This is a genomic window from Caballeronia sp. INML3B (assembly GCF_023631305.1).
Classification (GTDB): Bacteria; Pseudomonadota; Gammaproteobacteria; order Burkholderiales; family Burkholderiaceae; genus Caballeronia; species Caballeronia turbans.
In genome coordinates this window covers 1-23,981 of sequence record NZ_JALQDI010000002.1, presented here as the reverse complement: position 1 = coordinate 23,981, position 23,981 = coordinate 1, and the positions used below count along the sequence as shown (strand labels likewise).

At 62.2% G+C, this 23,981-nt stretch carries 19 protein-coding genes; 5 read left to right on the top strand and 14 right to left on the bottom strand.

Annotated features, from left to right (window positions below; genetic code table 11):
- Nucleotides 1-7: 7 nt before the first annotated feature.
- The 3 genes from NCS58_RS02410 to NCS58_RS02400 are packed head-to-tail and all read right to left on the bottom strand — an operon-like array spanning nucleotide 8 to nucleotide 2,794.
- Nucleotides 8-388 carry a RidA family protein gene (locus tag NCS58_RS02410; protein WP_106854831.1) on the bottom strand — a complete coding sequence of 127 codons (381 nt, stop codon included), beginning with the start codon at nucleotides 386-388 and terminating at the stop codon, nucleotides 8-10.
- Between the two features lie 31 nt (nucleotides 389-419).
- Nucleotides 420-1,904 carry an amidohydrolase family protein gene (locus NCS58_RS02405; protein WP_250476265.1) on the bottom strand — a complete coding sequence of 495 codons (1,485 nt, stop codon included), beginning with the start codon at nucleotides 1,902-1,904 and terminating at the stop codon, nucleotides 420-422.
- 2 nt (nucleotides 1,905-1,906) lie between these two features.
- Nucleotides 1,907-2,794 carry a MurR/RpiR family transcriptional regulator gene (locus NCS58_RS02400; RefSeq protein WP_061117854.1) on the bottom strand — a complete coding sequence of 296 codons (888 nt, stop codon included), beginning with the start codon at nucleotides 2,792-2,794 and terminating at the stop codon, nucleotides 1,907-1,909.
- 145 nt (nucleotides 2,795-2,939) lie between these two features.
- Here NCS58_RS02400 and NCS58_RS02395 point away from each other — a divergent pair, with 145 nt between their 5' ends.
- Nucleotides 2,940-4,214: an amino acid deaminase gene (locus tag NCS58_RS02395; protein ID WP_250537771.1), complete on the top strand. Its 1,275-nt coding sequence runs from the start codon at nucleotides 2,940-2,942 to the stop codon at nucleotides 4,212-4,214.
- Here NCS58_RS02395 and NCS58_RS02390 read toward each other — a convergent pair.
- The gene (locus NCS58_RS02390) at nucleotides 4,211-4,681 is read right to left on the bottom strand and encodes a MarR family winged helix-turn-helix transcriptional regulator (protein WP_250537770.1); all 471 of its coding nucleotides are present in this window, start codon (nucleotides 4,679-4,681) and stop codon (nucleotides 4,211-4,213) included. The two genes, NCS58_RS02395 and NCS58_RS02390, sit on opposite strands and share 4 nt — an antisense overlap.
- 17 nt (nucleotides 4,682-4,698) lie before the next feature.
- Nucleotides 4,699-6,294, bottom strand: a complete 1,596-nt coding sequence (locus tag NCS58_RS02385; protein ID WP_061117856.1) for an MFS transporter — start codon at nucleotides 6,292-6,294, stop codon at nucleotides 4,699-4,701.
- Between the two features lie 106 nt (nucleotides 6,295-6,400).
- Here NCS58_RS02385 and NCS58_RS02380 point away from each other — a divergent pair, with 106 nt between their 5' ends.
- Nucleotides 6,401-7,249, top strand: a complete 849-nt coding sequence (locus tag NCS58_RS02380) for an EcsC family protein (protein WP_250537769.1) — start codon at nucleotides 6,401-6,403, stop codon at nucleotides 7,247-7,249.
- On the opposite strand, the gene NCS58_RS02375 is transcribed toward NCS58_RS02380, so the two are convergent.
- From NCS58_RS02375 to NCS58_RS02365, 3 genes are all read right to left on the bottom strand, one after another.
- Nucleotides 7,219-8,145, bottom strand: coding sequence for an alpha/beta hydrolase (locus tag NCS58_RS02375; protein ID WP_250537768.1), 927 nt, complete (start codon nucleotides 8,143-8,145; stop codon nucleotides 7,219-7,221). The two genes, NCS58_RS02380 and NCS58_RS02375, sit on opposite strands and share 31 nt — an antisense overlap.
- Before the next feature lie 25 nt (nucleotides 8,146-8,170).
- On the bottom strand, nucleotides 8,171-8,572 hold the full coding sequence (locus NCS58_RS02370) for a CHRD domain-containing protein (RefSeq protein WP_409241784.1): 402 nt from the start codon (nucleotides 8,570-8,572) through the stop codon (nucleotides 8,171-8,173).
- A 219-nt stretch (nucleotides 8,573-8,791) separates the two neighbouring features.
- Nucleotides 8,792-9,937, bottom strand: coding sequence for a porin (locus NCS58_RS02365; protein WP_250537836.1), 1,146 nt, complete (start codon nucleotides 9,935-9,937; stop codon nucleotides 8,792-8,794).
- Between the two features lie 440 nt (nucleotides 9,938-10,377).
- On the opposite strand from NCS58_RS02365, the gene NCS58_RS02360 reads away from it, so the two are divergent.
- Nucleotides 10,378-11,313, top strand: a complete 936-nt coding sequence (locus NCS58_RS02360) for a LysR family transcriptional regulator (protein ID WP_250537766.1) — start codon at nucleotides 10,378-10,380, stop codon at nucleotides 11,311-11,313.
- Nucleotides 11,314-11,353: 40 nt separating this feature from the next.
- Here the strand turns inward: NCS58_RS02360 and NCS58_RS02355 are convergent, their stop codons facing one another.
- From NCS58_RS02355 to NCS58_RS02330, 6 genes are all read right to left on the bottom strand, one after another.
- Nucleotides 11,354-14,653, bottom strand: coding sequence for an ATP-binding protein (locus NCS58_RS02355; RefSeq protein ID WP_250537765.1), 3,300 nt, complete (start codon nucleotides 14,651-14,653; stop codon nucleotides 11,354-11,356).
- 270 nt (nucleotides 14,654-14,923) lie between these two features.
- A complete protein-coding gene (locus tag NCS58_RS02350) occupies nucleotides 14,924-15,574 on the bottom strand; it encodes a response regulator transcription factor (RefSeq protein WP_250476256.1) in 651 nt (216 codons plus the stop codon).
- A 110-nt stretch (nucleotides 15,575-15,684) separates the two neighbouring features.
- The gene (locus NCS58_RS02345; protein ID WP_250537764.1) at nucleotides 15,685-16,341 is read right to left on the bottom strand and encodes a response regulator transcription factor; all 657 of its coding nucleotides are present in this window, start codon (nucleotides 16,339-16,341) and stop codon (nucleotides 15,685-15,687) included.
- A gap of 146 nt (nucleotides 16,342-16,487) precedes the next feature.
- A complete protein-coding gene (locus NCS58_RS02340; RefSeq protein ID WP_284502105.1) occupies nucleotides 16,488-17,117 on the bottom strand; it encodes a response regulator transcription factor in 630 nt (209 codons plus the stop codon).
- Nucleotides 17,118-17,546: 429 nt separating this feature from the next.
- A complete protein-coding gene (locus NCS58_RS02335) occupies nucleotides 17,547-18,077 on the bottom strand; it encodes a single-stranded DNA-binding protein (protein ID WP_061117863.1) in 531 nt (176 codons plus the stop codon).
- Nucleotides 18,078-18,195: 118 nt separating this feature from the next.
- Entirely contained in the window at nucleotides 18,196-19,398 is a 1,203-nt protein-coding gene (locus NCS58_RS02330; protein WP_250476252.1) for an MFS transporter, read from the bottom strand.
- Nucleotides 19,399-19,740: 342 nt separating this feature from the next.
- Here NCS58_RS02330 and uvrA point away from each other — a divergent pair, with 342 nt between their 5' ends.
- Together uvrA and NCS58_RS02320 are read left to right on the top strand one after the other, a co-directional pair.
- On the top strand, nucleotides 19,741-22,614 hold the full coding sequence (uvrA, locus tag NCS58_RS02325) for an excinuclease ABC subunit UvrA (RefSeq protein WP_250537763.1): 2,874 nt from the start codon (nucleotides 19,741-19,743) through the stop codon (nucleotides 22,612-22,614).
- 109 nt (nucleotides 22,615-22,723) lie between these two features.
- Entirely contained in the window at nucleotides 22,724-23,815 is a 1,092-nt protein-coding gene (locus NCS58_RS02320) for an AI-2E family transporter (protein WP_061117865.1), read from the top strand.
- Nucleotides 23,816-23,981: the final 166 nt, after the last annotated feature.

The following is a 23,981-nucleotide window of genomic DNA, read 5'->3' as shown; positions in this document are numbered from 1 at the left end:
ATCGCGCTTACGCCTTCTTATAAGCCACGCAATCCACCTCGACCTTGCAGTCGATCACCATCGACGACACCACGCACGCGCGCGCCGGCGGATTCGCGCCGAAGTACTCTTTGAAGACCTTGTTGAACGACGCGAAATCGCGCGGATCGTCCAGCCACACGCCGCAGCGCACGACATCTTCCGTGCCGTAACCGGCTTCCTTCAGAATCGCGAGCACGTTCTGAATCGCCTTGTGCGATTGCTCGACAATGCCGCCGTTGATCACCTCGCCGTTTTCCATCGGCGTCTGGCCCGACACGAACAGCCAGCCATCCGCCTCGACCGCGCGTGCGAACGGCATGTGCGCGCCGCCTTGTCCCTTGCCACCTTCCACGCCATAACGCTTCATCGTCCTGCTCCTTTTTCCATGCGATAAGAATTCAAAACGCGCCCTGCGCATCGAGCTTCGATGCCGCGCCGCGCGCCACGAAACGTCCCGCGCGCGCGCCGGTCACGGCCTGCTCGCGATACGTCAAAACGCCATTCACCCACACCGCGTCGATGCCGTCGGCCGCCTGCTGCGGCTTCGCGAACGTCGCGGCATCGCGCACACGCTCCGGATCGAACACGACCAGATCCGCGTGATAGCCGACCTTCAACTCGCCGCGCTCCGTCAGACCGAAGCGCCGCGCCGACAGGCTCGTCATCTTGCGCACCGCTTCCTCGAGCGAAATCAGCGCCGTGTCGCGCGCGTAGTGGCCGAGCACGCGCGGAAACGCGCCCCACAAACGCGGATGCGGCAGCGGATCGTTCGGCAAGCCGTCGGAGCCGACCATCGTCGCGGGATGCGAGAGGATGCGACGCACGTCGTCTTCCGACATGTTGTGATACACCGCGCCCGCCGGCTGCAGGCGCTTCGCCGCTTCCTGCTGGCTGACTTTCCACTCGTCGGCGACTTCGCGGATCAGCTTGCCCGCCATCTCCGGATGCGGCGTCGACCACGTGATCGTGATGTCGATATCGCCCGTGACCTGCTTCAGATCGAGCGTCGACGAACTCCGGTTGTACGGGTAGCAATCGCAGCCGACCGGCTGGCCGTCGCGCACGGTTTCCATCGACTTCAACACTTCCGTGCTGCGTCCCCAGTTCGACGGCCCCGCGCACTTCAGATGCGAGATCACCACCGGCACGCGCGCATGACGGCCGACGCGATACGCCTCGTCCATCGCATCGAGAATCGCGTCGAATTCGGTGCGCATGTGCGTCGTGTAGAGCGCGCCGGCTTTGGCGAGCGGCTCGGCCAGCGCCTGCACTTCTTCCGGCGGCGCGCTGAACGCCGATCCGTACGCGAGCCCGCTCGACAAGCCGAGCGCGCCGTTATCCAGCGCTTCTTCGAGTTGCGCGCGCATGCCCGCGACTTCATCGGCGCTGGCCGCGCGATCCAGCCGGTCCATATGATTGTTGCGTAGTGCCGTATGCCCGATCAGTGCGCCGACATTCACCGCCGGACGCGCTTCGTTGACGGCATCGACATACGCGGCGAAGGTCGGATATCTGAATGCGGTGGCGTCGCCGAGCAGGTTCATCGGATCGGGCGGATCGCCCTTCAACGTCACCGGCGACGCGCTGATGCCGCAATTGCCGACGATCACCGTCGTCACGCCCTGCGTGATCTTCGGCATCATCTGCGGCGAGCGGATCACGTGCGTGTCGTCGTGCGTGTGAACGTCGATGAAACCGGGCGCGAGCACTTTGCCCTCGGCGTCGAAGGTTTCATCGGCATGCCAGCCGGACAAGCCGCCCGGCGCCTCGATCGCCACGATGCGCCCGTCGCGCACGGCGACATCGCGCTCGACGGCGGGCGCGCCCGTGCCGTCGATCACGCGCGCGCCGACGATCAGCGTGTCGGCTTTCAACGATTCCATGATCAGTCTCCCAAAGGTTGACGCTCGCCGCCGCCGCGATGCGAATCGAGCGCGTGTTTCATGCGGCGCAACAGTTCGCGGCTGTGGTCGGCCTGCTTGACGGCCAGTTCGGTGACGAGCAAATCGAGCGCCATCATCATCGCGTAGCGCGACGACGACGGTTTGTAGATGAAATCCGTTTCGATCGCGATAACCGGAATCAGCCAGTCCGCAAGCGCGCCGAGCGGCGACGCGGGCGCGGTCAGTGCGATCACGCGCGCGCCGTACTGTTTCGCGAGCTGACAGCTTTCGACCATCTCCGGCGTCTGCCCCGTCACCGATAGCGCAACCACGAGATGTTCTTTCGATAACGTCGACGCGACCATCCGCTGCAACAGCCCGTCCTGATAGGACGCGACCGGCCGTCCGAGCCGCACGAGACGAAAACGCATCTCGTCGGCGAGCGCGGTCGAGCCGCCGCCCATGCCGAACACGTAGATCATCGATGCCGCGGCGAGCGCGTCCGCGGCTTCGGCGATCGGCGCGGCGGCGAGCGCGCCCTGATTCTGCGCGAGCGTCGCCTGCACTTCCTCGAAAATGCGCGCGGCGAGCGAATCGGGCACCGCATCAGGCTCGCGCTTCAGAAAGCGCTGACCCACGGCCGCCGCCTGCGCGAGCCGAAGCTTCAATTCGCGCACGTCCACGCAGCCGACCGCCTTCGCGAAACGCGTCACGGTCGCGATGCTCACGTCCGCCTTGTCGGCGAGCGCACCGATGCTCGCGCGCGATGCGCCCGTCAGGTCGTCGAGAATCAGCGCGGCGACCTTGCGCTCGGCGCTGCGCAACTCGGGCGCGCGCTCCGCGATGCGTGCGACGATGTCGAAACTGAGCATGTCGGCGTGGCCGTTCATATCGGGTTGCGGGTTTACGTGAAGCTCGTGTTACTAAATAACATTTCCATCGCGGATGCTACTTTGGTTAACATAGCACCGTCAACTCTGATGCGCATCGAGTCGTGCGCAAGGTTTATTTAAACGGACGATGGAGTAGCAGCACATGAAAGTTACAAACTATCAGAACGCGACGATCGACCCGTTCGGCAAGGGTCTCGGCATGGTGCCGGGCACGGGCATCCAGTTGAACGACGCGTCGCGCCTGCAATGGAATCTGCTCGAAGAGGACGTGAGCCTGCCCGCCGCCGTGCTCTATTCCGATCGCATCGAGCACAACTTGAAGTGGATGCAGGCGTTCGTCGGCGAATACGGCGTGAAGCTCGCGCCGCACGGCAAGACGACGATGGCGCCGCAACTCTTTCGCCGTCAGCTCGACGCCGGCGCGTGGGGCATCACGCTCGCGACCGCGCATCAGGTGCGCGCGGCGTATCGCGGCGGCGTGCATCGCATCCTGATGGCCAATCAGCTCGTCGGCAAACGCAACATGGGCATGATCGCCGAGTTGCTCACCGATCCGAATTTCGAGTTCTTCTGTCTGGTCGATTCAGCCGACGGCGTCGATCAGCTCGGAGAATTCTTCAGTTCCGTCCGCAAAAAGCTGAACGTCCTGATCGAGCTCGGCGTGCCGGGCGGACGCACCGGCGTGCGCGACGACGCGCAGCGCGATGCGGTGCTCGCTGCGATCGCGCGCTGGCAAGGCACGATCGAACTTGCGGGCATCGAGTTGTATGAGGGCGTGCTGCAGGACGAAACGAAAGTTCGCGCGTTCCTGCAAAGCGCGGTGGACGTCACGCGCAAGCTGATCGCGGACGGCAAGATCGCGCGCAAGCCCGCGATTCTCTCGGGCGCGGGATCGGCATGGTATGACGTCGTCGCTGACGAATTCGCGAAGGCCAACAGCGACGCGATCGAAGTCGTGCTGCGCCCGGGCTGCTATCTGACGCACGATGTCGGCATCTACAAGAAAGCGCAGAGCGAGATCTTCGCGCGCAATCCGATCGCGAAGAAGATGGGGCAAGGTTTGAAGCCGGCGCTGCAGTTGTGGGCGTATGTGCAGTCGATTCCCGAACCGGATCGCGCGATCATCGGGCTCGGCAAGCGCGATTCCGCATTCGATGCGGGCATGCCCGAGCCGGCGAAGCATTATCGTCCGGGCAATGAAGCGCCTCGCGATGTTTCGCCCGACGAAGGCTGGGAGATTTTCGGCCTGATGGACCAGCACGCGTACTTGCGCATCAAGCCGGGCGACGACGTGAAAGTCGGCGACATGATCGCGTTCGACATCTCGCACCCGTGCCTGACCTTCGACAAGTGGCGTCAGATTCTCGTCCTGGATCCGAAATACCGGGTCACCGAAGTGATCGAAACGTTCTTTTAAGCTTTCTCTTCGACGACGGCCGCTTGCGACGCGTTCGCGGCCGCCACTTCCTGAATGCGTCCCTCGAACATGTGAAGCGCGCTCGACAACGCTTCGATCGCTTCATCGGGCAACGAAGCCATCGTGTCGTGCAGAAACGCGTTGCGACGCGGCAGGCTTTCTTCGGCCATCGCGCGCCCTTGCGCCGTCAGCGCGACATTCGACACGCGATTGTCGCGTGCATCGACGCTGCGCACGATCCAGCCGAGCCCTTCCAGCGTCTTCAACTGCCGCGTCAGCGCGCCCGGGTCCACCTTCAAACGTTCGACGAGCCTCTTCTGCGACAGCACGCCCGCGTGTTCATGCAACGCGAGCAGGATGCGCCAGCGCGGCATCGGCTGGCCGACGGCCGCCTCGAACGCCGACATGAACGCGCGATACGTGCGCCCGAACTGCTGCACCACGGCGATACGGTCCTGTTCATTCATGCTTTCGATTTCCGTATTCATTCGGCGAGGATGACCGGTTCCTGCGGCCCTTTCAGGCGCACCGGCGGCACACGGCGCGACTGCCACAGCGACACCACCGCGACCACCGCCGCCACTGCAAGGCCGATGTGAATCGCGGCGACGAGCGCCTCGCGCGCGGCTTCGAGCAGCATCGCCCCGCTATGGCCAGCCGCCGTCAGTTGCGAGAGCAACGCCTGCTGCCCTTCGCGGTTGATGAGAATCTGCGGATCGGAGAGATCGCCGACCCAGCGCATCGCGTGATCCTTTTCGAGCGCGAGACTCACGCCGCTCGCGTACAGATGGCTCACGAGCGTACCGGTGAGCGCGGTGCCAATCATCCCGCCGATCATGCGCAGCGATTGCAACAGCGCCGTCGCGATACCCAGATGCGCGCGCCCTGCGGTCTGCTGCGCGAACACGGTGAGATTCGGCATCACGAAGCCGAGACCGAGGCCACCGAGCAGCATGATCACGAGCAGCAGCGAGCGCGGCATGTTGTGCGTGGCGACGACGATGCCCAGACACGAGACGGCGAGCAACGCGAAGCCGACATACAGCATCAGATTGGCGTTCTTCAGGCGCGTGACGATGCGCCCGTTTACGATACTGCCGATCGTGATGAACACGACGAGCGGCGTGATCATCATGCCTGCGTCTTTCGGCGACATGCCGAAGCCGCCCTGAAACAGCAACGGCGCGTAAAACAGCAACGAAAACATGGTGAAGCCGCCGAGAATCGCGAGCGTGAAGAGCGCGGCGAGCGCCTTGTTGCGGAACATGTCGACGGGCAGAATCGCGTAGTCGCAGCGCATTTCCCATTTCCACAGCGCGACGCCGGCGGCGACGCTCAGCGCGAGCAACGCGGCGGTCTCGGCGCCGAGTCCATGCTTCGGCAGCATTTCGACGAACAATTGCAATGCGCCGAGCGCCACCGCGATGAGCGCGGCGCCGGGCCAGTCGAGGCGCATTTTGCCTTCATGCGCGACGTGGCGCAGATGCGGCAGAAAACGCCATACGAAATAAAGCGAGACGATGCCCACCGGCAGGTTCACATAGAACACCGAGCGCCAGCCGTAATATTGCGTGAGAAAACCGCCGAGCGACGGCCCGACCGCGTTCGCGATGCCGAACGCCGAGCTCATCAGCACTTGCCAGCGCAGGCGCACGACGTTGTCCGGAAAGAGATCGGCGATGCACGCGAACGCAGTGCCGACGAGCATACCGCCGCCGATGCCTTGCAACCCGCGCGCCAGCACGAGGAACATCATGCTGTTGGCGAGTCCGCAGAGCACCGAGGCGACGGTAAACACGACGATCGACGCGATCACGAACGGCTTGCGTCCGTAGTAGTCGCCGAGCCGGCCGAAAATCGGCACGGTGATGACGGAAGTCAGAAGATACGACGTGGCGACCCACGCGTAGAGATCGAAGCCTTTAAGCTCGGCGACGATCGTCGGCAGCGCGGTGCCCACCACCGTTTGGTCGAGCGCGACGAGCATCGTGACGAACGAGACGCCCAGCATCGCCATGAGGGATTCGCGGAAAGGCAGGACCTGTCCGCTGGAATGGTGCGCGGCTGTGTGAACGGCCATTTTTTGTAGACGCAATGATTGACTAGTCAATTGAAATGGAATCATAGCACGGCGCCGCGCTCTAATTTGCGTGGCAACTCACCATTTACCGGACAGAAGACATCGCATGGAACCGACGCCGATCATCACCTCGCCGCTCACAACCGAAGATTTTGCGGCGCTCACACGCGCGAAGGAAGCGCTGGAAAGCCCCTCGCTGACGATGAAGCTGGCGAGCGTCGTCGGGGCGCCCATCGAAAAACTGATGGGCCGCTTGCCTGCCGCCGCGCAAGAGAAGGTCGACGACGCGACGCAACTGGCGCTGAGAAAGTGCCTCCAGCTCGCATTGCGCACGCTCGGCAAGAGCGCGCCGTCCAGTTCGCTGCTCGCGCCGCCTCCCGACAAACCGCACAATCTGATGCACAAGCTGGCCGTCGCGACGACCGGCGCGGCAGGCGGCGCTTTCGGGCTGTTCGCATTGCCTGTCGAATTGCCGGTGACAACCACGCTGATGTTCCGCTCGATTTGCGATATCGCGCGTAGCGAGGGCGAGGACGTGCATCGCGTCGAAACCCAGCTGCAATGCATGATGGTGCTCGGCATGGGCGGCACCAAAGCCAGCGACGACAACACCGATCTCGGCTATTTCATTGTGCGCGGCGCGCTCGCGCAGTCCGTGTCGCGCGCGACGAACGAGATCGCGGCGAAGGGACTCGGCAGTCATGGATCGACGGCGTTGCTCAAGTTTTTGCAGACGATCGCATCGAGGTTTTCGGTGCAGGTCAGCGAGCAAGTGGCCGCGAAGTCCATTCCGGCGATCGGCGCAGTGCTCGGCGCGATGGTCAACACGGTGTTCATCGACCACTTCCAGCAGATGGCGCATGGCCACTTCACCGTGCGCAGGCTCGAGCGGCGCTATGGCGCGCCGGCCGTCGAACGTGCCTATCAGACGATCGAGGTCATGGGCGGCAGATGAGTCCGGGGCGCGGCGGTCGCGGCGTCGATAAACGCGGCGGCGCGCGCGAGCGCGTCGCTTGCTTCGGGCATGAACGGCGCCCAGATCTGGAAGATGTGCGGAACGTTGCGCCAGATCTCCAGTTCGACGCGCACGCCGGCCGCGCGCGCTTTAGTCGCGACGCGAGTCGAATCGTCCAGCAACAGTTCGGTGTCGCCGACCTGAATCAGCAGCGGCGGCATGCTTTCGAACTGGCCGAATACCGGCGAGGCGTAAGGATGTCGCGCGTCGGCTGCGCCGAGATACTGCGCGGCCACGCGAGGAAAGATGGCCGCCTGATACATCGGATCGCGGCCGTCGTTGGTTCGCATCGACGAGCCGCTGCAGGTCAGATCCGTCCACGGCGAAAACAGCACCGCAGCCGCGGGAAGCGGATCTCCCGCGTCGCGCAGCGCGAGGAGCGTCGCGAGCGCGAGGCCGCCGCCGGCCGAGTCCCCTGCAATCGCGATCCATTGTGCCGGAATGCCGTCTCCGAGCAAGCGACGGTATGCGGCAACGCTATCGTCGAGCGCTGCGGGAAAGCGATGTTCCGGCGCAAGGCGGTAATCGAGCGAGAAGACGCGCGCATTTGCCTGCGTGGCCAACCCGAACGTAATCGCCCGATGACTGCGCGGCGAGCAGAAGTAATAGCCTCCACCGTGCAGATAGAGAATGGTTGCACGTGGATTGGTCGGCGGTGTGAGCCATTCGCCGCTCGCGTCGCGCGTATCGAGCCGCCAGCCTTTCGGCACGCGCGGCGACCAGATTCGACGCGAGGCGTAGCTTCGCGCCAACTCGACGTCGAGTTCGGGCTTCGCGCTGTGCGGGCGCATGCGCGTGCGTACGGCCCAGCAAGCCAGGGTGCTCTGCCAGCTCATCGTTGATTGATCCGGCCGGTGCGTTTCAATTCGCCGGCATCACCTGACCGCGGATCTCGCCAGTCGGATTTTCCTGCGTGTGGATGTTGAAGTACCACTGCCCGGTCATCAGGTCGTTTACTTGTTGTTCCGATAGCGTCGCCTGTCCCTTCATGGGACTCGCGAGGGCTTTCGTGTCGATGGGCACTTGCACTTTCGCGTTCTGACCGACCGGCGCGGGGCCGTGGAAATGAGCCATCGTCACGGGGCCCGATAACTCCGCGTAGGTTGCGGTCCAGGTGAATACTTTGGTGTCGGTATCGAACGTCGCGTCCACTGTGCCGTGACCTTTGCTCACGCGCGGCGGGACTTCACTCGAGGGCTGGAGATTTGCTTTCAGGGCGACGGTGTCCGCACGAGCCGCGCCTGACGCGAGAATGGCGAACATCAGAACGGTCGTCCAGCGTACATGTGGTCTGCATGTCGAGGTCATGGCTCTTCTCCTGTTTGGCGGACAGCGCGTTTTCGATGCGATGACCACATCGCCATGGTAGAGCATCCGAATGCGGGATGCGCTTCGCTTCAGTGGCAACAGGCAAACATGCGAAAAGGGCGCCTTGCGGCGCCCTTTTCTAACTAGCTAAAGCTCGGTATTGCTCCGATGGCTTTAGAAGCGGTGACGGATACCCGTCGAGAGAACGACTTGACGGCTGCTCGTCGAAGTCGGAACGCCATTGATGCCGGCAGCCGGATACACGCCTTCGTCACCGCCGCTGGCGATCTGCACTACGCCTTCAGCATAGATGTCAGTGCGCTTGGACAACGCGTAGTCCGTCTGCAGGCCGAACTGGTGCGCATGGACCGCGGCGTCGCTCAAGAAGCTGTCGCGGTAGCGGCTGTACGTGTACGCAGCGCCCAGCGACAATGCCGGGGGGAGCGCGTAACGACCGTTGACTTCGTAGTTGTTGGTGATAACCGAACCGTCGGACGAGTTACGATCCAGACGGGTCTGCGTCCACAACGCGCCGAACGTCGCAGCGCCAATCGAATAGCTCGCGCCCGCGCCGAACGTGCGCTGACGAACGTCGGTGGCGACTTGGTTGTCGTCGTTGTTCAGGAACACGAAGTCCGTAATCGCACCCCGAGCATTGCCGCCGACACCGTTCCCTTGCATGTATGCGAGGCCGAGCTTCAGACCAGCGTTCGCGTAGCCCGCGCCGATGCTGTATGCACGGTTCGCTGCGAAGTTACCCACGTTCGAAAAGCCATACAGGCCGCTGAACGAGAAGCCGGCGTAGTTCGCGCTTTGGAACTTGATCGAGTTGTTCTCGCGGAAGTCGTCGCCGTTCAGGTTATCCAGATTGCCCGGGTGCGCGAAGTACGTACCGCCCCACGTGCCAGTCGCGCTAAGCGGGCCGAGGTAGTCGGTCACGGAGTCGGTCTGGCGACCCAGCGTTACCGTACCTGCATTGGTCGACAGGCCGACGAAAGCCTGACGGCCGAAGCCGCTGCCGCCAATCGAGGTGCCGTTGGTCACGTCGAAGCCGTTCTCCAACGTGAAGATCGCCTTCATGCCGCCGCCCAGATCTTCGGTGCCGCGCAGGCCCCAACGGCTCATCTGCACGTTGCCGCCCTTCATTTGGAACGAGCTGCCCTTGATGCTATCGGAGCCATCCGTAGCCGGCACGTTATTCACGTACGTGAAGCCTGCGTCGATCAAACCATACAGCGTGACGCTGCTTTGCGCGTTCGCAGCGCCTGCGAACGATGCGGCCAGAGCTGCGATGGCCGTGACGATCAAATTCTTTTTCATGCGAGTTCCTTTGCTGAGTCGTGAGACTCGATGGGTTGCTTCAGGCCGAACGCCTGTCGAGCTTGGATTGCCTCTTTGCTCGTTTAGCTCAGCACCGATATTCGGCACGACAAAGTTTATTGCCCGGTCTTTTTGAGAAACGGCCAAACGAAACACAAAAGCCTTTTCGAATAATTCGAAAAATGTAATTTCGATATGGATAAATACTTACGGCGCCTGAACTTACAGATCGCATCACACGGTCGTCGCCGGTGCGTTGTGAGGGTTTAGTTGCACACATACGACAGTGGTTACATTGAGACACCTGATCGAGATCAGAAGCCTCCGATTTCCGAACATCCCTTTGCGCTATAACATCGCGCACGCGAGGCTGCGCTCCAACCGCTTGCCTCCTTCGCATACTCGAAGCGTCTAAAAGCGTTTCTCAAATCGCTCGCCCAATGAATCAACTTCAAGCGATGCGCGTCTTTCTTAAGGTGTCGGAAACAGAGTCATTCGGCCGCGCCGCTGCCGCGCTCGATCTCTCCAACGCCGTGATAACGCGCTACGTCTCACTGCTCGAAGCGCATCTCAACACGCGCTTGCTGAACCGAACCACGCGCAGCGTCTCTCTCACGGAGGCTGGGCGCGCTTATGCCGAAGGCTGCCGTGTGGTGATCGATCAGATCGAGACGATCGAGGCATCGGTGGGAACCAGCTCCGTCGATCCCTCGGGCACGCTCAAGCTGGTGGCATCGGCATCTTTTTCATTGCTCGGGCTCACGCCGATGCTGCGCGGATTCATGGAGCGATATTCGAATGTGAAGCTCCGTGTGACGCTGTTGCATCGTCCGGTCGATCTCGTCGCGGAAGGCTTCGACGTCGGCATCGTCGTGCCGCATCTCGTCAACAGCGGCATGCTGATCAACCGCCCGCTGGTGAAAGTGGCGGCCGTGCTCGTCGCATCGCCGGCCTATCTTTCGCGGCGCCGTGCGCCCGACCGTCCGGCGTTGCTGGCGGCACACGCGTTTCTCGCGCCAACCGCGGATATTCATGGATCGACGTGGTCCTTTGTCGGACCTTCGGGCATGGAGGAAAGCGTCGCCCTCGACCCGGCATACACCGTGAACAGCTCGCACATGTTGCGGCAAGCGGCGCTTTCAGGAATGGGAATCGCGGTGCTGCCGGAGAGCTATGTGGCGCAGGACATCGAAACGGGTTCGCTCGTGCGCCTGCTGCCGGGCTATTCGCTCAAGGATGCGGACAAGGAAGTGTCGATTGTCTACCCGGGACGCCGACACGTGCCGGCCAAGACGCGCACATTCGTGGACTTCGCGCTGGCCCACTTCCGCGACCGCGAACCGGTCGATGCGAGTCACGAGACATTTCTGGATTAAGAAGGAGGCGGACGCGGCGCCGTTGCGCCACGTCGCCCCATCAGGCAAGTGCGGCACCTTTCGCCTGGATGCGCTCGACGAGTTGTTCGCATCGCGCGATCAAGGCAAAGCCTTCGCGCCGGCGTGCGTCGCGGGTCTTCACATGCAGATCCCGACGAAAATCCTTCAGCGCACCAAGCAGCGGCCGATACTGCAAAACGCTGGCCGCCCCGACGACACGATGATGCCAATCCCGTAGATCGTCCACCGTGCCGCGATCGAGCAACTGCCGAAGCGTCACGAGATCCTCGCGGAACGACGATACGAACGCGTCCAGCAATGCCTTCACGGTCGTTTCACTCCCCCATAGCTGAGCCATCGCGCTCAGGTCGAGATCATCGTCGTCGCGCGCCGGCACGTCCGTAGCTTGCGGTGAATGCGCGCCGGTCTCGGGCGCGGCAGCCTCGGTCACCCACCAGCGGTTCAGATGTTCGCGCAACGTCGCGAGCCGGGTCGGCTTGACGAGCCGGTCATCCATGCCCGCGTCGCGGCACCGCTGCAGTTCGTCGGGCGCGGTGCTCGCCGTGATGCCGAGAATCGGCAGGCGACGCGTCGTGCCGGCTTCATCGGCCCGGATCCGACGCGCCAGTTCGTACCCCGTCATGTTCGGCATGTGGCAGTCCGTGATCAGAAAGCCATAGCGCGTATCCGCCAGCGCGGCGTACGCCTCGGCACCATCGTGCACGACATCGCAGGCGAAACCGAGCAGCGAGAGCTGATGACGGATCAGTTCCTGGTTCACCGGATGATCCTCGGCCACAAGCACGAGTTTGCCGCTGCGCAGTGCGTCTTCCCGGTCCGGCGCCGCCATCTTTGCTTCGTGGCGGAGCGTGAGTCCCGATGCGATCTGCGGCATGCCTGTCAATGCTGCGACGCAAGCCGCGCCAAGCCCGTGCCATGAAATCGGATTGACGCTCACGCGGATGTCATCTTCGAGAATCCGGTATCCGGTGGGCTTTGGCTTTTCGGTCATGTGAATCACGCGCGAACCGAGCGGAAGCGCGAGCGTGTGCGTATCGCTCAGAAAGACGATCTCGATGTCGTCGAGCGACCCCGGCTGCGACCGCGCGAGTTCGTTGGGCGTGTAGCGCTGCAACGCGAGACCGAGCGCCTCGCCATAGTGCATGAGCGCTGCCGCTACTCGGTCGTCGTCGATCGCGACGATGCCCCGCTTTCCGCGCAACCCGTCGATCTGATATCGCAACGTTTCGATGGGCATTGCGAGACGAACGGTCATCGCCGTTCCGACGCCGATCGCGCTTTCGAGACTCATCGCGCCGCCCATCAATTCGACGAGACGATTGCAGATCGTCAGCCCGAGCCCGGTGCCGCCGAAGCGGCGCGTCGTGGAAGTCTCCGCTTGCACGAACGGCTCGAACAGGCTTTGCTGAGCCTCCGCGGCAATCCCGATGCCGGTGTCCTTCACACATAGTTCGATCACCTGTTCCGATGCGCCCTGCTCGATCGCGCGTACGTGGAGCGCGACATCGCCCTTGATCGTGAACTTGATCGCGTTACTCATCAGGTTGAAGAGAACCTGCCTCAGGCGCACGCTGTCGCCCCTTACCGTCGCAGCCACTTCCGGCGCCACGTCGACCCGCACGCGAAGACCCTTTTCGTGCGCCCTTCCGGCGAGCAGGCCGACCGCACTATCGACGAGTTCGCGCAAATCGATCGGAGTCGACTCGATCGTCAACCGGTTGGCCTCGATCTTCGAATAGTCGAGGAGATCGTCCAGGATCTGCAGGAGCGCACTCGCGGAATCCTGAATCATGCCGAGCATCTGCGACTGATCGGAATTCATCGGCGTGTTCTGGAGCACTTCGACGAGCCCCAAAACGCCGTTCATCGGCGTGCGGATCTCGTGACTCATCATCGCCAGGAAGTCGTCCTTCGCGCGCGACGCGGCTTCGGCGATATCCCGTGCTCGGGCGAGTTCGTCCGCGCGGGCGCGCTCCACGCTGGCATCGGCCCAATAGCCGCTCCAGACCACGGCCCCGTCGTCCTCACGCTGCGCGACGAGGTCGGCGCGAATCCAGCGGGTAACGCCTTCCACCGTTGAGCGAAACTCGGTATGCAGCGGCTCGAGTGTGCGCGCCGACGCTTCGATTTCTTCGAGCAGACGCGCGCTGTCGTCGGCGTGAATGCGCGTCAACGCGTGAATCGGATCGTCAGCCAGTGCGACGACGTCCAGTGCGAGCAACTGCCGGGTATCGCCGTCGATATAGGGAAGGCTGTATGTGCCGTCGCTTGCGCGCCGCAACTGGAACACGACTGCCGGCAGCGATCGCGTCACGTCGCGAAGCCGCCGCTCGGTTTGCCGCGCGCGGGTTTCGGCGTCGCGGATATCGGTGATGTCGATCATCGTGCCGACGACGCCCGCTCGCTCCCCGTTCAATGCCGTGAATGCGCCGGTCCAGAAAAGGCCGCACCGCGGGTGATTCTGATTGTCGAGGAACTCAGCTTCGACTTCCTGTCGCTGACCGGTGGCCAGCGTCGTACCTGTCAGTTCATTCAGCACGCGGCTATGCGCTTCACCCCACGCCGTCACCTCGAGGCTCGTGCGCCCGATAATGTCTTCGCGCTGTACCCCGAGCACTTCCTCGAAGGCGCGATTCACCATGATGTAGCGGTTCTGCATGTCCTTCGCGACGAGCGGGTACGGAACCACCTCCATCATGGTTTGCTGAAAACTGAGTTGCGTCCCGAGACGCTGCTCCGTTTCGATGCGCCGGTTCATTTCCTGTTGCAGTCGAATGAAGGCGCGCAGCGTGACTAACAGCACGGCGGCAATGCCGATGAGCGCCGGCAGCAGACGCAACGCCGTGACGTTCCAGCCGGCGGATCCAGCCGTCTGCGGGCCTCCGGATTGCGACGCCCCCGATTGCGCGAATGCGCGCCCGATGAGCAGATCGAGCGGATGCAACTCAGAGTGCATGGCGTAGTTAAGCCTTCCCGGCGGGCTCGGCGCGACGATCATGTCGATCTCGCCCCGCTGAAAGGCCGACGCGGCCCTTGCCCAATCGCTGAAGTGCTTCGGTTGGAACGTGACGCCGAGCGATTTCTCGATGTCTTCCAGTGCGACTTCTGGCCGCTGGAGCGACTCATCGGCGGAGTCGCCCGTTGCCTCGATCAATCCGACGGCGACGGGCTTCAACGTGCGCAGATAACTGCGCTCGGGTTCGTCGAGATTCAGCGTGGCTGCTGCGCTCTTCGGTTCGGCCCGGACGCCAGCTGTTGGCTGTGAGGCCCTGGTGTGAACATGCGACTCGGCTGCCTGGCTGGATAGCGGGACAGTCACGCTGATCAGGGCGAGTAGAAGCAGACAACGTGCGAACAGAAATCTCAATTCGAACCCCTCGGATACGAGGCCGACGCGTGCAACGAAAGCTGCGTGGCCGGCCGGGCAAGCCCACGATGTCAGTCCACCGCTTTTGACGGACGAATGCCAACGCGCTTCATGCTTGCCTGTCGAAGCAAATGAGTTGAGTCTGATCCGCAATGCATCGGAATCGAATAAGAACCGTCCCAATTTGCTTTAGAATCGGGCGTTGCTGACGGCCACGCCGACTCAGATCAATCCGACCTGCTGCAGATATGCAACCATTTCCTCTTCGCTTTCGAGGCCCAGCTTGCGCATGCCGCTTCGCTTCTGCGTCGCGATTGTCTTGCGGCTTCGCCCGAAGTGATCCGCGATTTCGTGAATGAGAAGGCCGCGTGCATAGAGCTGAAATACTTCCCACTCTCGCCGGCTCAATACGCCTGCGCGCGCCGGCGATGTCGCCGGCAGATGACTCACCGCCGCCTCCACGCGCGGCGAAAGGAAGCAGCCGCCCGCCTCAGCCACCGATATCGCGTCGCGCAAGTATTCGAGTCCGTCGCGCTTGTCGATCAGGCCATCCACGCCGAGTTGAACCAGGCCCGCCAGCATTCGCGTCTGTGAAATCATCGTCAGGACGATGACCTTCGGGCGTCGTTCCTGCCACGCCAAACGCCGAAGAAAAGCGATCGAACTGCTTTCGCCGTCGATACCGCGCATGCCGATATCCGAGAAAACGAAGTCGCACGGCGTCGTATCGACCGCCTCCGCAAGCTCCAGCGTGTCCCGCGCGGTAGCGACCACTCGTATCGCGCCGTCTTGCTCCAGGAAGCTTTGGATTCCTTTGATGACAACCGGATGGTCGTCCGCAACAATCGCTCGTTTCAGCGTTTTTGTTGTCATTGTTTGTGCGTTCTGATGAAGTTGTCCGGCGCGCCACAGTCGTCGACCGACTGAGCGCTGTCTCCTTGCCGGCCTTTACTGCTAACCGCCCCCGCGCTGCCCAGTCCGCCTTAGATCAAGCCGCTGTCTGCGATGAATCGATACAAATCAGCGTCGGTCGACAGATCGAGCTTTCGCATGGCCGCACACTTCTGCGCGCTGATTGTCTTCACACTACGGTCGAGTTCCTTCGCGATCTCGGTGACGTTCGCGCCGCGGGCATAGCGCTCGATTACATCCAGCTCACGACTCGTGAGTCTCTGACGAATGAAGCGTGCATGACTTTCAGAGTCCGCGAGTGCCAGCATTCGGCGAATGCCTGGTCCGAGGTAGGTCTCATTGGCGATGGCCGAAACAATGGCCACGTAGATCAGGTCGAGCCGGTCCTCCTTGCTCAGGAACGCATGCGCCCCTGCCTCCAGTGCTTGTTTCACGATCGAGGCGTCGTCGTTGCGTGACAGGACGACGATGCGAACTTCGGGATACCGGTTCGCTATATGCTGAATCAGGTCGATGCCGTCACCGTAGCGCCCGCCCGGCATGAAGAAGTCGATGATCGCTACGTCGCATTCGCCGCGAGCCAGCGACTCTTCGAGCTGTGTCGAATTCGTGCTACGACTCACCACTTCCACACTGGGAAAATTCCCGGCAAAACGCTCGACTGCAAGGATGACGAGAGGATGGTCATCCGCTATCGCCAGTCTTATCCGTTTAGCGTGCGAGAACACTTGGCTCCCGTTCCCGAACTCCATTGACTCCAACCCCTTATCGAACTGCGGACCCGATTCTGAATCCGGAAATGAAACATAAGCATCGGATACCGAATTATTTAGATACATAAGACGCATCCGAAATCAAAAACGCACAACAAAATTCATCCGAGTCCGCGCGCGCGAACGAATGCGAACAATCCGGGATCGTTTCGTACGCCGAGCTTATTCATCGCGTCGCGCTTCTGGCGACTGATGGTGCGGACGTCGCGCTCGAGCTCTCTCGCGATCTCTGTAATTGAATGACCTTTGGCAAACAGGCGGACGACTTCGATCTCTCTCGGCGAAAGGCGCGGCTCCTCGGCCGAAAAGTCCGTCTCCGTGCCCGCCTCCGCGAGCGCGGCGAGAAACGACGCGCTCACGAAGCGACGTCCGACGCTCGCATGCCGCACGGCCGTCCCAACGAGTTCGATCGGCTCGGCCTTGCTGACGAGGCTCATCGCGCCGGCGTTCAAGATGGAGCGCAGAATCGCGACATTGCTGACGCTAGTGAGCACGACGATGCTGACGTTTTCGAAATCCTGACGCACTTTGCGGATGAGACGAAGGCCGTCATTCGCATCTCCACCCGGCTCGGGCATGGCGAAGTCCGTGACCAAAACGTCGCATGACTTGACGGCAAGCTCGGCCAGCAAAGTGCTCGCGTTATTTGCCTCGCCGACGACCTCAATTCCACGGTCTGCGGCAAAGAGCGCTTTCATCCCAAGGAGTACGAAAGGATGATCGTCAGCCAATATTATTCGAAGCTTCAAGAGGCCCCCATTGAAGTTGCTGGTCTTGGTGAGTTTGCTTGGGTCGACCTGCTCAGCGGATTAATCCGAGACGGTAATCGATAGGCGCGCTTTTACCCGAATCTGTGCTCGACAAAATCGATGATCAAATACGGTGAAAATGCCTAAATCAATGACATCAAGCAAAATTATGTTCTTTATTCTCTTGAATAATTACTTCAAAAATAGGACGCGAATAAATCACAGGCCATAGGAGAAGTCCGATTAGACATCGCCGTTCGCCCCACGCATATCGAGAGATTAATATGTCCGGCGAGAAAAGGGGGAGCGCGCGCGATAATTCGGAAAGCGCCTTGCCGAAGCGAAAAAATGGGCCTCGGGCTAATTCAGCCGGAGGCCCATCCTTTCGATGCGCAAATCGTTTCCTGTTCGTCAGAACGGGATATCGTCGTCCATGTCGTCGAAGCCGCCGCCCGCCGGCGCGCTCGGGCGGCTCGAACCGGCGCCTGCGCCTCCCGCTCCGCCACCGCTCGGGCGTCCGCCCGCAGGCGCGCGCCCGCCGCCGCCGGAACGCTCCATCGGCGCGCTTCGGCTGTAGCTGCCTTCATCGCCGCCGCCAACCGCGCCGCCGCGGCCGCCGAGCATCTGCATCTGGTCCGCGACGATTTCCGTCGAATAGCGCTCCTGGCCCGATTGGTCGGTCCATTTGCGCGTGCGGATACGGCCTTCGATATACACCGACGAGCCCTTCTTCAGATATTCGTTCACGATCTCCGCGAGCCGGCCGAAGAACGCCACGCGATGCCACTCCGTGAGTTCCTTGAATTCGCCGGAGCTCTTGTCCTTGTAGCGGTCCGTCGTCGCGAGACGGATGTTGGCCACGGCGTCGCCGCTCGGGAGGTAGCGGGTTTCCGGGTCCGCGCCCAGATTGCCCACGAGAATGACCTTGTTGACTGATGCCATGATTTCTCCGGTAGATTCCTTGCTAACTGTCAGCCGAATGCTGGGATTGGAACGATCCGGTCTTCAGACGTGGATTCGCCCATACCAGCCGGCTTTGATTCGATGGTTCAACTATCTGTCAGGCCACGCGCTCGGCCCTGCGCGGCGGCGGTTTCATCCATGCTGCGACAACGAGCCATGCGAGCACCAGCCCCGAACAGGCGAAGAAGACCGCACTCGGCCCGTCGAGCTTGAGCAGCCAGCCGCCGATCACCCCGCCAAGCGCAAGGCCGATCGACTGTGTCGTGTTGTACACGCCCGCCGCCGCGCCCTTTCTCGTGCCCGGTGCGAGCTTCGACACCAGAGACGGCTGCGACGCCTCGAGCACGTTGAAGCCGAGAAAGTACACGAACAGAATGGCGGCCACGGACCACAGCGTATGGGGAGCGGCGCCCAATAACAACTGGCCGATCAGGATAAGCCCGATCGCGCCCAGCATGACGCTCTTCATTCTTCCACGTTTCTCTGCGGCGATGATCGCCGGAACCATCATCACGAAAGCGAGCGCCATCACAGGGAGGTAAATCTTCCAGTGCGACGCGACCGGCAGCCCGCCTTCCTCCAGAATGCGCGGCACGACGAGAAAGAGCGCCGTCTGGGTGGCGTGCAGCACGAGCACACCGAAGTTCAAACGCAGCAGCTCGACGTTGTGCAGGACTTCCGCGAACGGCGCCTTGACGTGGACTGGATGCGCCGGCGGATCCGGCACGATCCAGAACACGACGCCGATCGCGAGGATCGACAGCACGCCGATCACCGTAAACAGTCCGCTCATGCCGACCCAGTGGAAAACGATCGGCGCGCCGACGATCGCCACCGCGAACGACACGCCGATACTGCCGCCGACCATCGCCATCGCCTTGGTGCGGTTTTCCTCGTGAGTCAGATCGGCGATGAACGCGATCACCGCCGACGACACCGCGCCCATCCCCTGAATCACGCGCCCGGCGATGATCCACGCCATCGAATGCCCGATGGCCGCGACGAAGCTCCCGAGCGCGAACACGAGCAAGCCGAACGCGATGACCGGCTTGCGCCCGAACTTGTCAGAAATCCAGCCGTAGAAGATATAGAGCATCGACTGCGTGACGCCGTAGGCGCCCAGCGCGATGCCGACGAGCAGCACGTTGTCGCCGCCGGGGATGGTTTTCGCGTAGACGGAAAACACCGGCATGATCATGAACAGACCGAGCATGCGCAGTGCGAAGATGGCGGCGAGCGACACGGTCGCGCGCAGCTCCGGCGCGGAGAGACGTGTAGACGTGGCAGACGGATTGGACATCAGAAACGGGAAAAGGATGAGGGTCGCGTCGGGCCTGGCCTGCGGCGCAGGCAGGCGCGGTCGCCTTGTTCTTGCTCGTAACGGCACTATATGGAACGAATCGCCTGGGCGTACGGCTCGTTGCGCCAGCGCTCGCTCCGCACACGGCCTGCAAGTCCCCGCGCCGGCCGATTGACGTGCATCCGGCCCTCGGGCCCGGGAGCTGCGCCCTTCAAAAGTCGTTATAGTAGCAGGTTTGGTTCCCTCTCTTTCCGCCCGGCAATGGCTGTATGGCCCGTCCGGGCCGATGAAAGCGCCGCTGAAATCATCCGAAAGCATCCGAAAAAACGCCGGAACGAACTCGTGGAAGAAATTCGCATTCGTGGGGCTCGTACCCACAATCTGAAGAACGTCAATCTCGACTTGCCGCGCCACAAGCTGATCGTGATCACGGGTCTGTCCGGGTCGGGCAAGTCGTCGCTCGCGTTCGACACCCTTTATGCGGAAGGCCAGCGCCGTTACGTGGAAAGCCTCTCGGCGTATGCGCGGCAATTTTTGCAGTTGATGGAAAAGCCGGACGTCGATTTGATCGAAGGTTTGTCGCCTGCCATTTCCATCGAGCAGAAGGCCACGTCGCACAATCCTCGCTCCACCGTCGGCACCGTGACGGAAATCCACGACTATCTGCGTCTTTTGTACGCGCGCGTCGGTACGCCGTATTGCCCGGATCATCTGATTCCGCTGGAGGCGCAAAGCGTCTCGCAAATGGTCGATGCCGCGCTCGCCCTGCCTGAAGAAACCAAGCTGATGATCCTCGCGCCGGTGGTGGCGGATCGCAAGGGCGAGCATGTCGAACTGTTCGAGGAAATGCAGGCGCAGGGTTTCATCCGTTTTCGCATCCGCTCGGGCGGCGGCACGGCAAACGAGGGCGTCGCGAAAATCTACGAAGTCGATTCCCTGCCGAAGCTCAAGAAGAACGACAAGCACACGATCGACATCGTGATCGACCGCCTGAAAGTGCGCCCGGACATGAAGCAGCGCCTCGCGGAATCGTTCGAGACCGCGCTGCGTCTCGCCGATGGCCGCGCGATCGCGCTCGAAATGGACACGGACAAGGAAAAGCTCTTCAGCTCGAAGTTCGCGTGCCCGATTTGCTCGTACTCGCTGCCGGAACTGGAGCCGCGTCTTTTCTCGTTCAATAATCCGATGGGCGCGTGCCCCGAGTGCGACGGGCTCGGCCAGATCACGTTCTTCGATCCGAAGCGTGTGGTCGCGCATCCGTCGCTGTCGCTCGCGGCGGGGGCGGTGAAGGGCTGGGACCGGCGCAACCAGTTCTACTTTCAGATGCTGCAGAGTCTCGCGGCATTCTATGAATTCGAGATCGACGCGCCTTTCGAAGACTTGCCCGAGAAAGTGCGCAAGATCCTCTTGTACGGCTCGGGCAAACAGGCAATTCCCTTTTCGTACATCAATGAGCGCGGGCGCGCGTCGGTTCGCGAGCATGCGTTCGAAGGCATCATCCCGAATCTGGAGCGACGCTATCGCGAGACGGATTCTGCCGCCGTGCGCGAGGAACTCGCGAAATACCAGAACAATCAGCCCTGCCCGGCTTGCGAAGGCACGCGCCTGCGGCGCGAAGCGCGCTTCGTCAAAGTCGGCGCCAATGACCAGGCGCGCGGCATCTACGAAATCAGCGGCTGGCCGCTGCGCGATGCGCTCGGCTATTTCCAGACGCTGCGCCTAGAGGGCGCGAAGGGCGAGATCGCCGACAAAGTGATCAAGGAAATCGTCGCGCGGCTCTCGTTTCTGAACAACGTCGGGCTGGATTATCTGTCGCTGGAACGCAGCGCCGAAACGCTTTCCGGCGGCGAGGCGCAGCGCATCCGGCTCGCGTCGCAGATCGGCTCCGGGCTCACCGGCGTGATGTACGTGCTCGACGAGCCTTCCATCGGCCTGCATCAGCGCGACAACGACCGGCTCATCAGCACGCTCAAGCATCTGCGGGATATCGGCAACTCGGTGATCGTGGTCGAGCACGACGAGGACATGATCCGCATGGCGGATTACGTCGTCGATATGGGACCGGGCGCGGGCGAACATGGCGGCGTGATCGTCGCGCAGGGCACGCCGGTTCAGGTGCAGAAAGACGCGAACTCGATCACCGGCCAGTATCTGTCGGGCAAGCGCACCATCGGCTATCCCGCCGAGCGCACCAAACCGGACGATCGCATGCTGCGCATCGTCGAGGCGCACGGGAACAATCTGAAGCGCGTGACGCTCGATCTGCCTGTCGGACTTTTGACCTGCGTGACGGGCGTCTCCGGCTCGGGCAAGTCGACGCTCATCAACGACACGCTGCAGCACGCGGTCGCGCAGCATCTGTACGGCTCGGCGACGGAGCCCGCGCCGTACGAGTCGATCGAAGGTCTCGAGCATTTCGACAAGGTGATCGCCGTCGATCAGTCGCCGATCGGCCGCACGCCCCGCTCGAATCCGGCCACCTACACGGGGCTCTTCACGCCCATCCGTGAACTCTTCGCCGGCGTGCCGGCAGCCAAGGAGCGCGGGTACGATCCGGGCCGCTTCTCGTTCAACGTGAAGGGCGGGCGCTGCGAAGCCTGTCAGGGCGACGGCGTGCTGAAGGTGGAAATGCACTTCCTGCCGGACGTCTACGTGCCCTGCGACGTGTGCCACGGCAAGCGCTACAACCGCGAGACGCTGGAAGTCCAGTACAAGGGCAAGAACATCAGCGAAGTGCTGGATCTGACGGTCGAGGCGGCGCACGAGTTCTTCAAGGCGGTGCCGGTGGTCGCGCGCAAGCTGAGAACGCTGCTCGATGTCGGTCTCGGCTATATCCGGCTCGGCCAGTCCGCGACGACGCTGTCGGGCGGCGAAGCCCAGCGCGTCAAGCTTTCGCTGGAACTGAGCAAGCGCGATACCGGTCGGACGCTATATATCCTCGATGAGCCGACGACCGGATTGCACTTTCACGATATCGCGTTGCTGCTCGAAGTGATCCATCGGCTGCGAGATCAGGGCAACACGGTCGTCATCATCGAGCATAATCTCGACGTGATCAAAACCGCTGACTGGGTGATCGACCTCGGTCCGGAAGGCGGCGCGGGCGGCGGGCAGATCATCGCTCAGGGGACGCCGGAACAGGTCGCGAAATCGAAGGCGAGTTTTACCGGCAGATATCTGGCACCCTTGCTGCAACGGGCCAAATCGGCGGCCTGAACCACGGGCCGGGCCTCGCGGCCGGGCGCGCCAGCCGGGACCGCTGGAAGCGCCGCGCGCGCCGCGGCAAGAATAACCGTCTTACGCAGCAGGGGAAAGGAACGCAGTCATGCCGAAGCGCAACGAAGCTGCCAACGAAGAAGCGCGTGTACGGGACCTGCCCACCCGGCACGTCAGGCTGACGAGCGACATGAGCTTGCCGAAGCTGTCCGCGGTGGAGATCGGTAGTTATGCCCTCGCGCTCTTCGCAATGTGGCTGGTGCTCGATCTGAAACTGCTCGGCGGCCTTCTCGCCGGCATGCTTGTGTTCCAGCTCGTACACATGATTTCGCCGGTGATCGAGCGCCATGTGGTGAGCAAGGGCGCGCGGCTCATCGCGGTCGGGCTGATTTCCGCCATCATCGTCGGCGGGCTGACGGGCGCCACCGTCGCCACCATCGAACATTTCGAACACGACGTGCCGAGCCTGCAAAAGCTGCTCGATCAGTTGATGACCATCACGTCGAGCGCGCGCCTGCGCGTACCGGACTGGATCGCGAACTATCTCCCGGTCGATGCCGGCCAGATGAAGGACAAAGCCACCGAGTTGATGCACAGGCACGCCGAAATGCTCCAGCAAGGCGGCAAGGAAATGGCGCGCGGTTTCGGGCACATCGTGATCGGTATGATCATCGGCGCGATCATCGCGGTGAGCGCGCCGCGGCCTTCGCATCACCGCTTGCCGCTGTCCACGGCGCTCATCGCGCGCGTGTCGCGCTTCGCAGACGCGTTTCGCCGCATCGTGTTCGCGCAGATCAAGATTTCCGCGATCAACGCCGTCTTCACCGCGCTGTATCTCCTCGTCGCGCTGCCGATCTTTCACGAAAGGCTGCCGCTTTCCAAGACGCTCGTGCTGGTCACGTTCATCGTCGGGCTGCTGCCGGTGATCGGCAATCTGATCTCCAATACGATCATCGTCGGGATTTCGCTGTCGGTGTCGTTCGGCACGGCGGTCGCGTCGCTCGCGTTTCTGATCGTCATTCACAAGCTCGAATACTTCCTGAATGCGCGCATCATCGGCGGCCAGATCGAGGCGCGCGCGTGGGAACTGCTTCTCGCAATGCTCGCGATGGAAGCCGCGTTCGGCATTCCGGGCGTGATCGCCGCGCCGATTTTCTATGCGTATATCAAGCGTGAGCTGATTTATCTGCGGCTCGTCTGATCCGGCCGCCCCGAATGAAAACGCCCGCGATTTGAACTGCACCCCAAAAGTTGGACAACCGTCCAACGACTTGGGGTGTTTTTTATGAGCAAGCACAGCGCGCAATTTAAGCGAGCCGTCGTCGAAGACTATCTGTCAGGCAAATATGGTGGTAGTGGAGCAGTGG

Bases quoted from the DNA above. Each gene is read 5' to 3' on its own strand.
- NCS58_RS02410 (WP_106854831.1), bottom strand. From the start codon at position 388: ATGAAGCGTTATGGCGTGGAAGGTGGCAAGGGACAAGGCGGCGCGCAC.
- NCS58_RS02405 (WP_250476265.1), bottom strand. From the start codon at position 1,904: ATGGAATCGTTGAAAGCCGACACGCTGATCGTCGGCGCGCGCGTGATC.
- NCS58_RS02400 (WP_061117854.1), bottom strand. From the start codon at position 2,794: ATGAACGGCCACGCCGACATGCTCAGTTTCGACATCGTCGCACGCATC.
- NCS58_RS02395 (WP_250537771.1), top strand. From the start codon at position 2,940: ATGAAAGTTACAAACTATCAGAACGCGACGATCGACCCGTTCGGCAAG.
- NCS58_RS02390 (WP_250537770.1), bottom strand. From the start codon at position 4,681: ATGAATGAACAGGACCGTATCGCCGTGGTGCAGCAGTTCGGGCGCACG.
- NCS58_RS02385 (WP_061117856.1), bottom strand. From the start codon at position 6,294: ATGGCCGTTCACACAGCCGCGCACCATTCCAGCGGACAGGTCCTGCCT.
- NCS58_RS02380 (WP_250537769.1), top strand. From the start codon at position 6,401: ATGGAACCGACGCCGATCATCACCTCGCCGCTCACAACCGAAGATTTT.
- NCS58_RS02375 (WP_250537768.1), bottom strand. From the start codon at position 8,145: ATGAGCTGGCAGAGCACCCTGGCTTGCTGGGCCGTACGCACGCGCATG.
- NCS58_RS02370 (WP_409241784.1), bottom strand. From the start codon at position 8,572: ATGTTCGCCATTCTCGCGTCAGGCGCGGCTCGTGCGGACACCGTCGCC.
- NCS58_RS02365 (WP_250537836.1), bottom strand. From the start codon at position 9,937: ATGAAAAAGAATTTGATCGTCACGGCCATCGCAGCTCTGGCCGCATCG.
- NCS58_RS02360 (WP_250537766.1), top strand. From the start codon at position 10,378: ATGAATCAACTTCAAGCGATGCGCGTCTTTCTTAAGGTGTCGGAAACA.
- NCS58_RS02350 (WP_250476256.1), bottom strand. From the start codon at position 15,574: ATGACAACAAAAACGCTGAAACGAGCGATTGTTGCGGACGACCATCCG.
- NCS58_RS02335 (WP_061117863.1), bottom strand. From the start codon at position 18,077: ATGGCATCAGTCAACAAGGTCATTCTCGTGGGCAATCTGGGCGCGGAC.
- NCS58_RS02330 (WP_250476252.1), bottom strand. From the start codon at position 19,398: ATGTCCAATCCGTCTGCCACGTCTACACGTCTCTCCGCGCCGGAGCTG.
- NCS58_RS02320 (WP_061117865.1), top strand. From the start codon at position 22,724: ATGCCGAAGCGCAACGAAGCTGCCAACGAAGAAGCGCGTGTACGGGAC.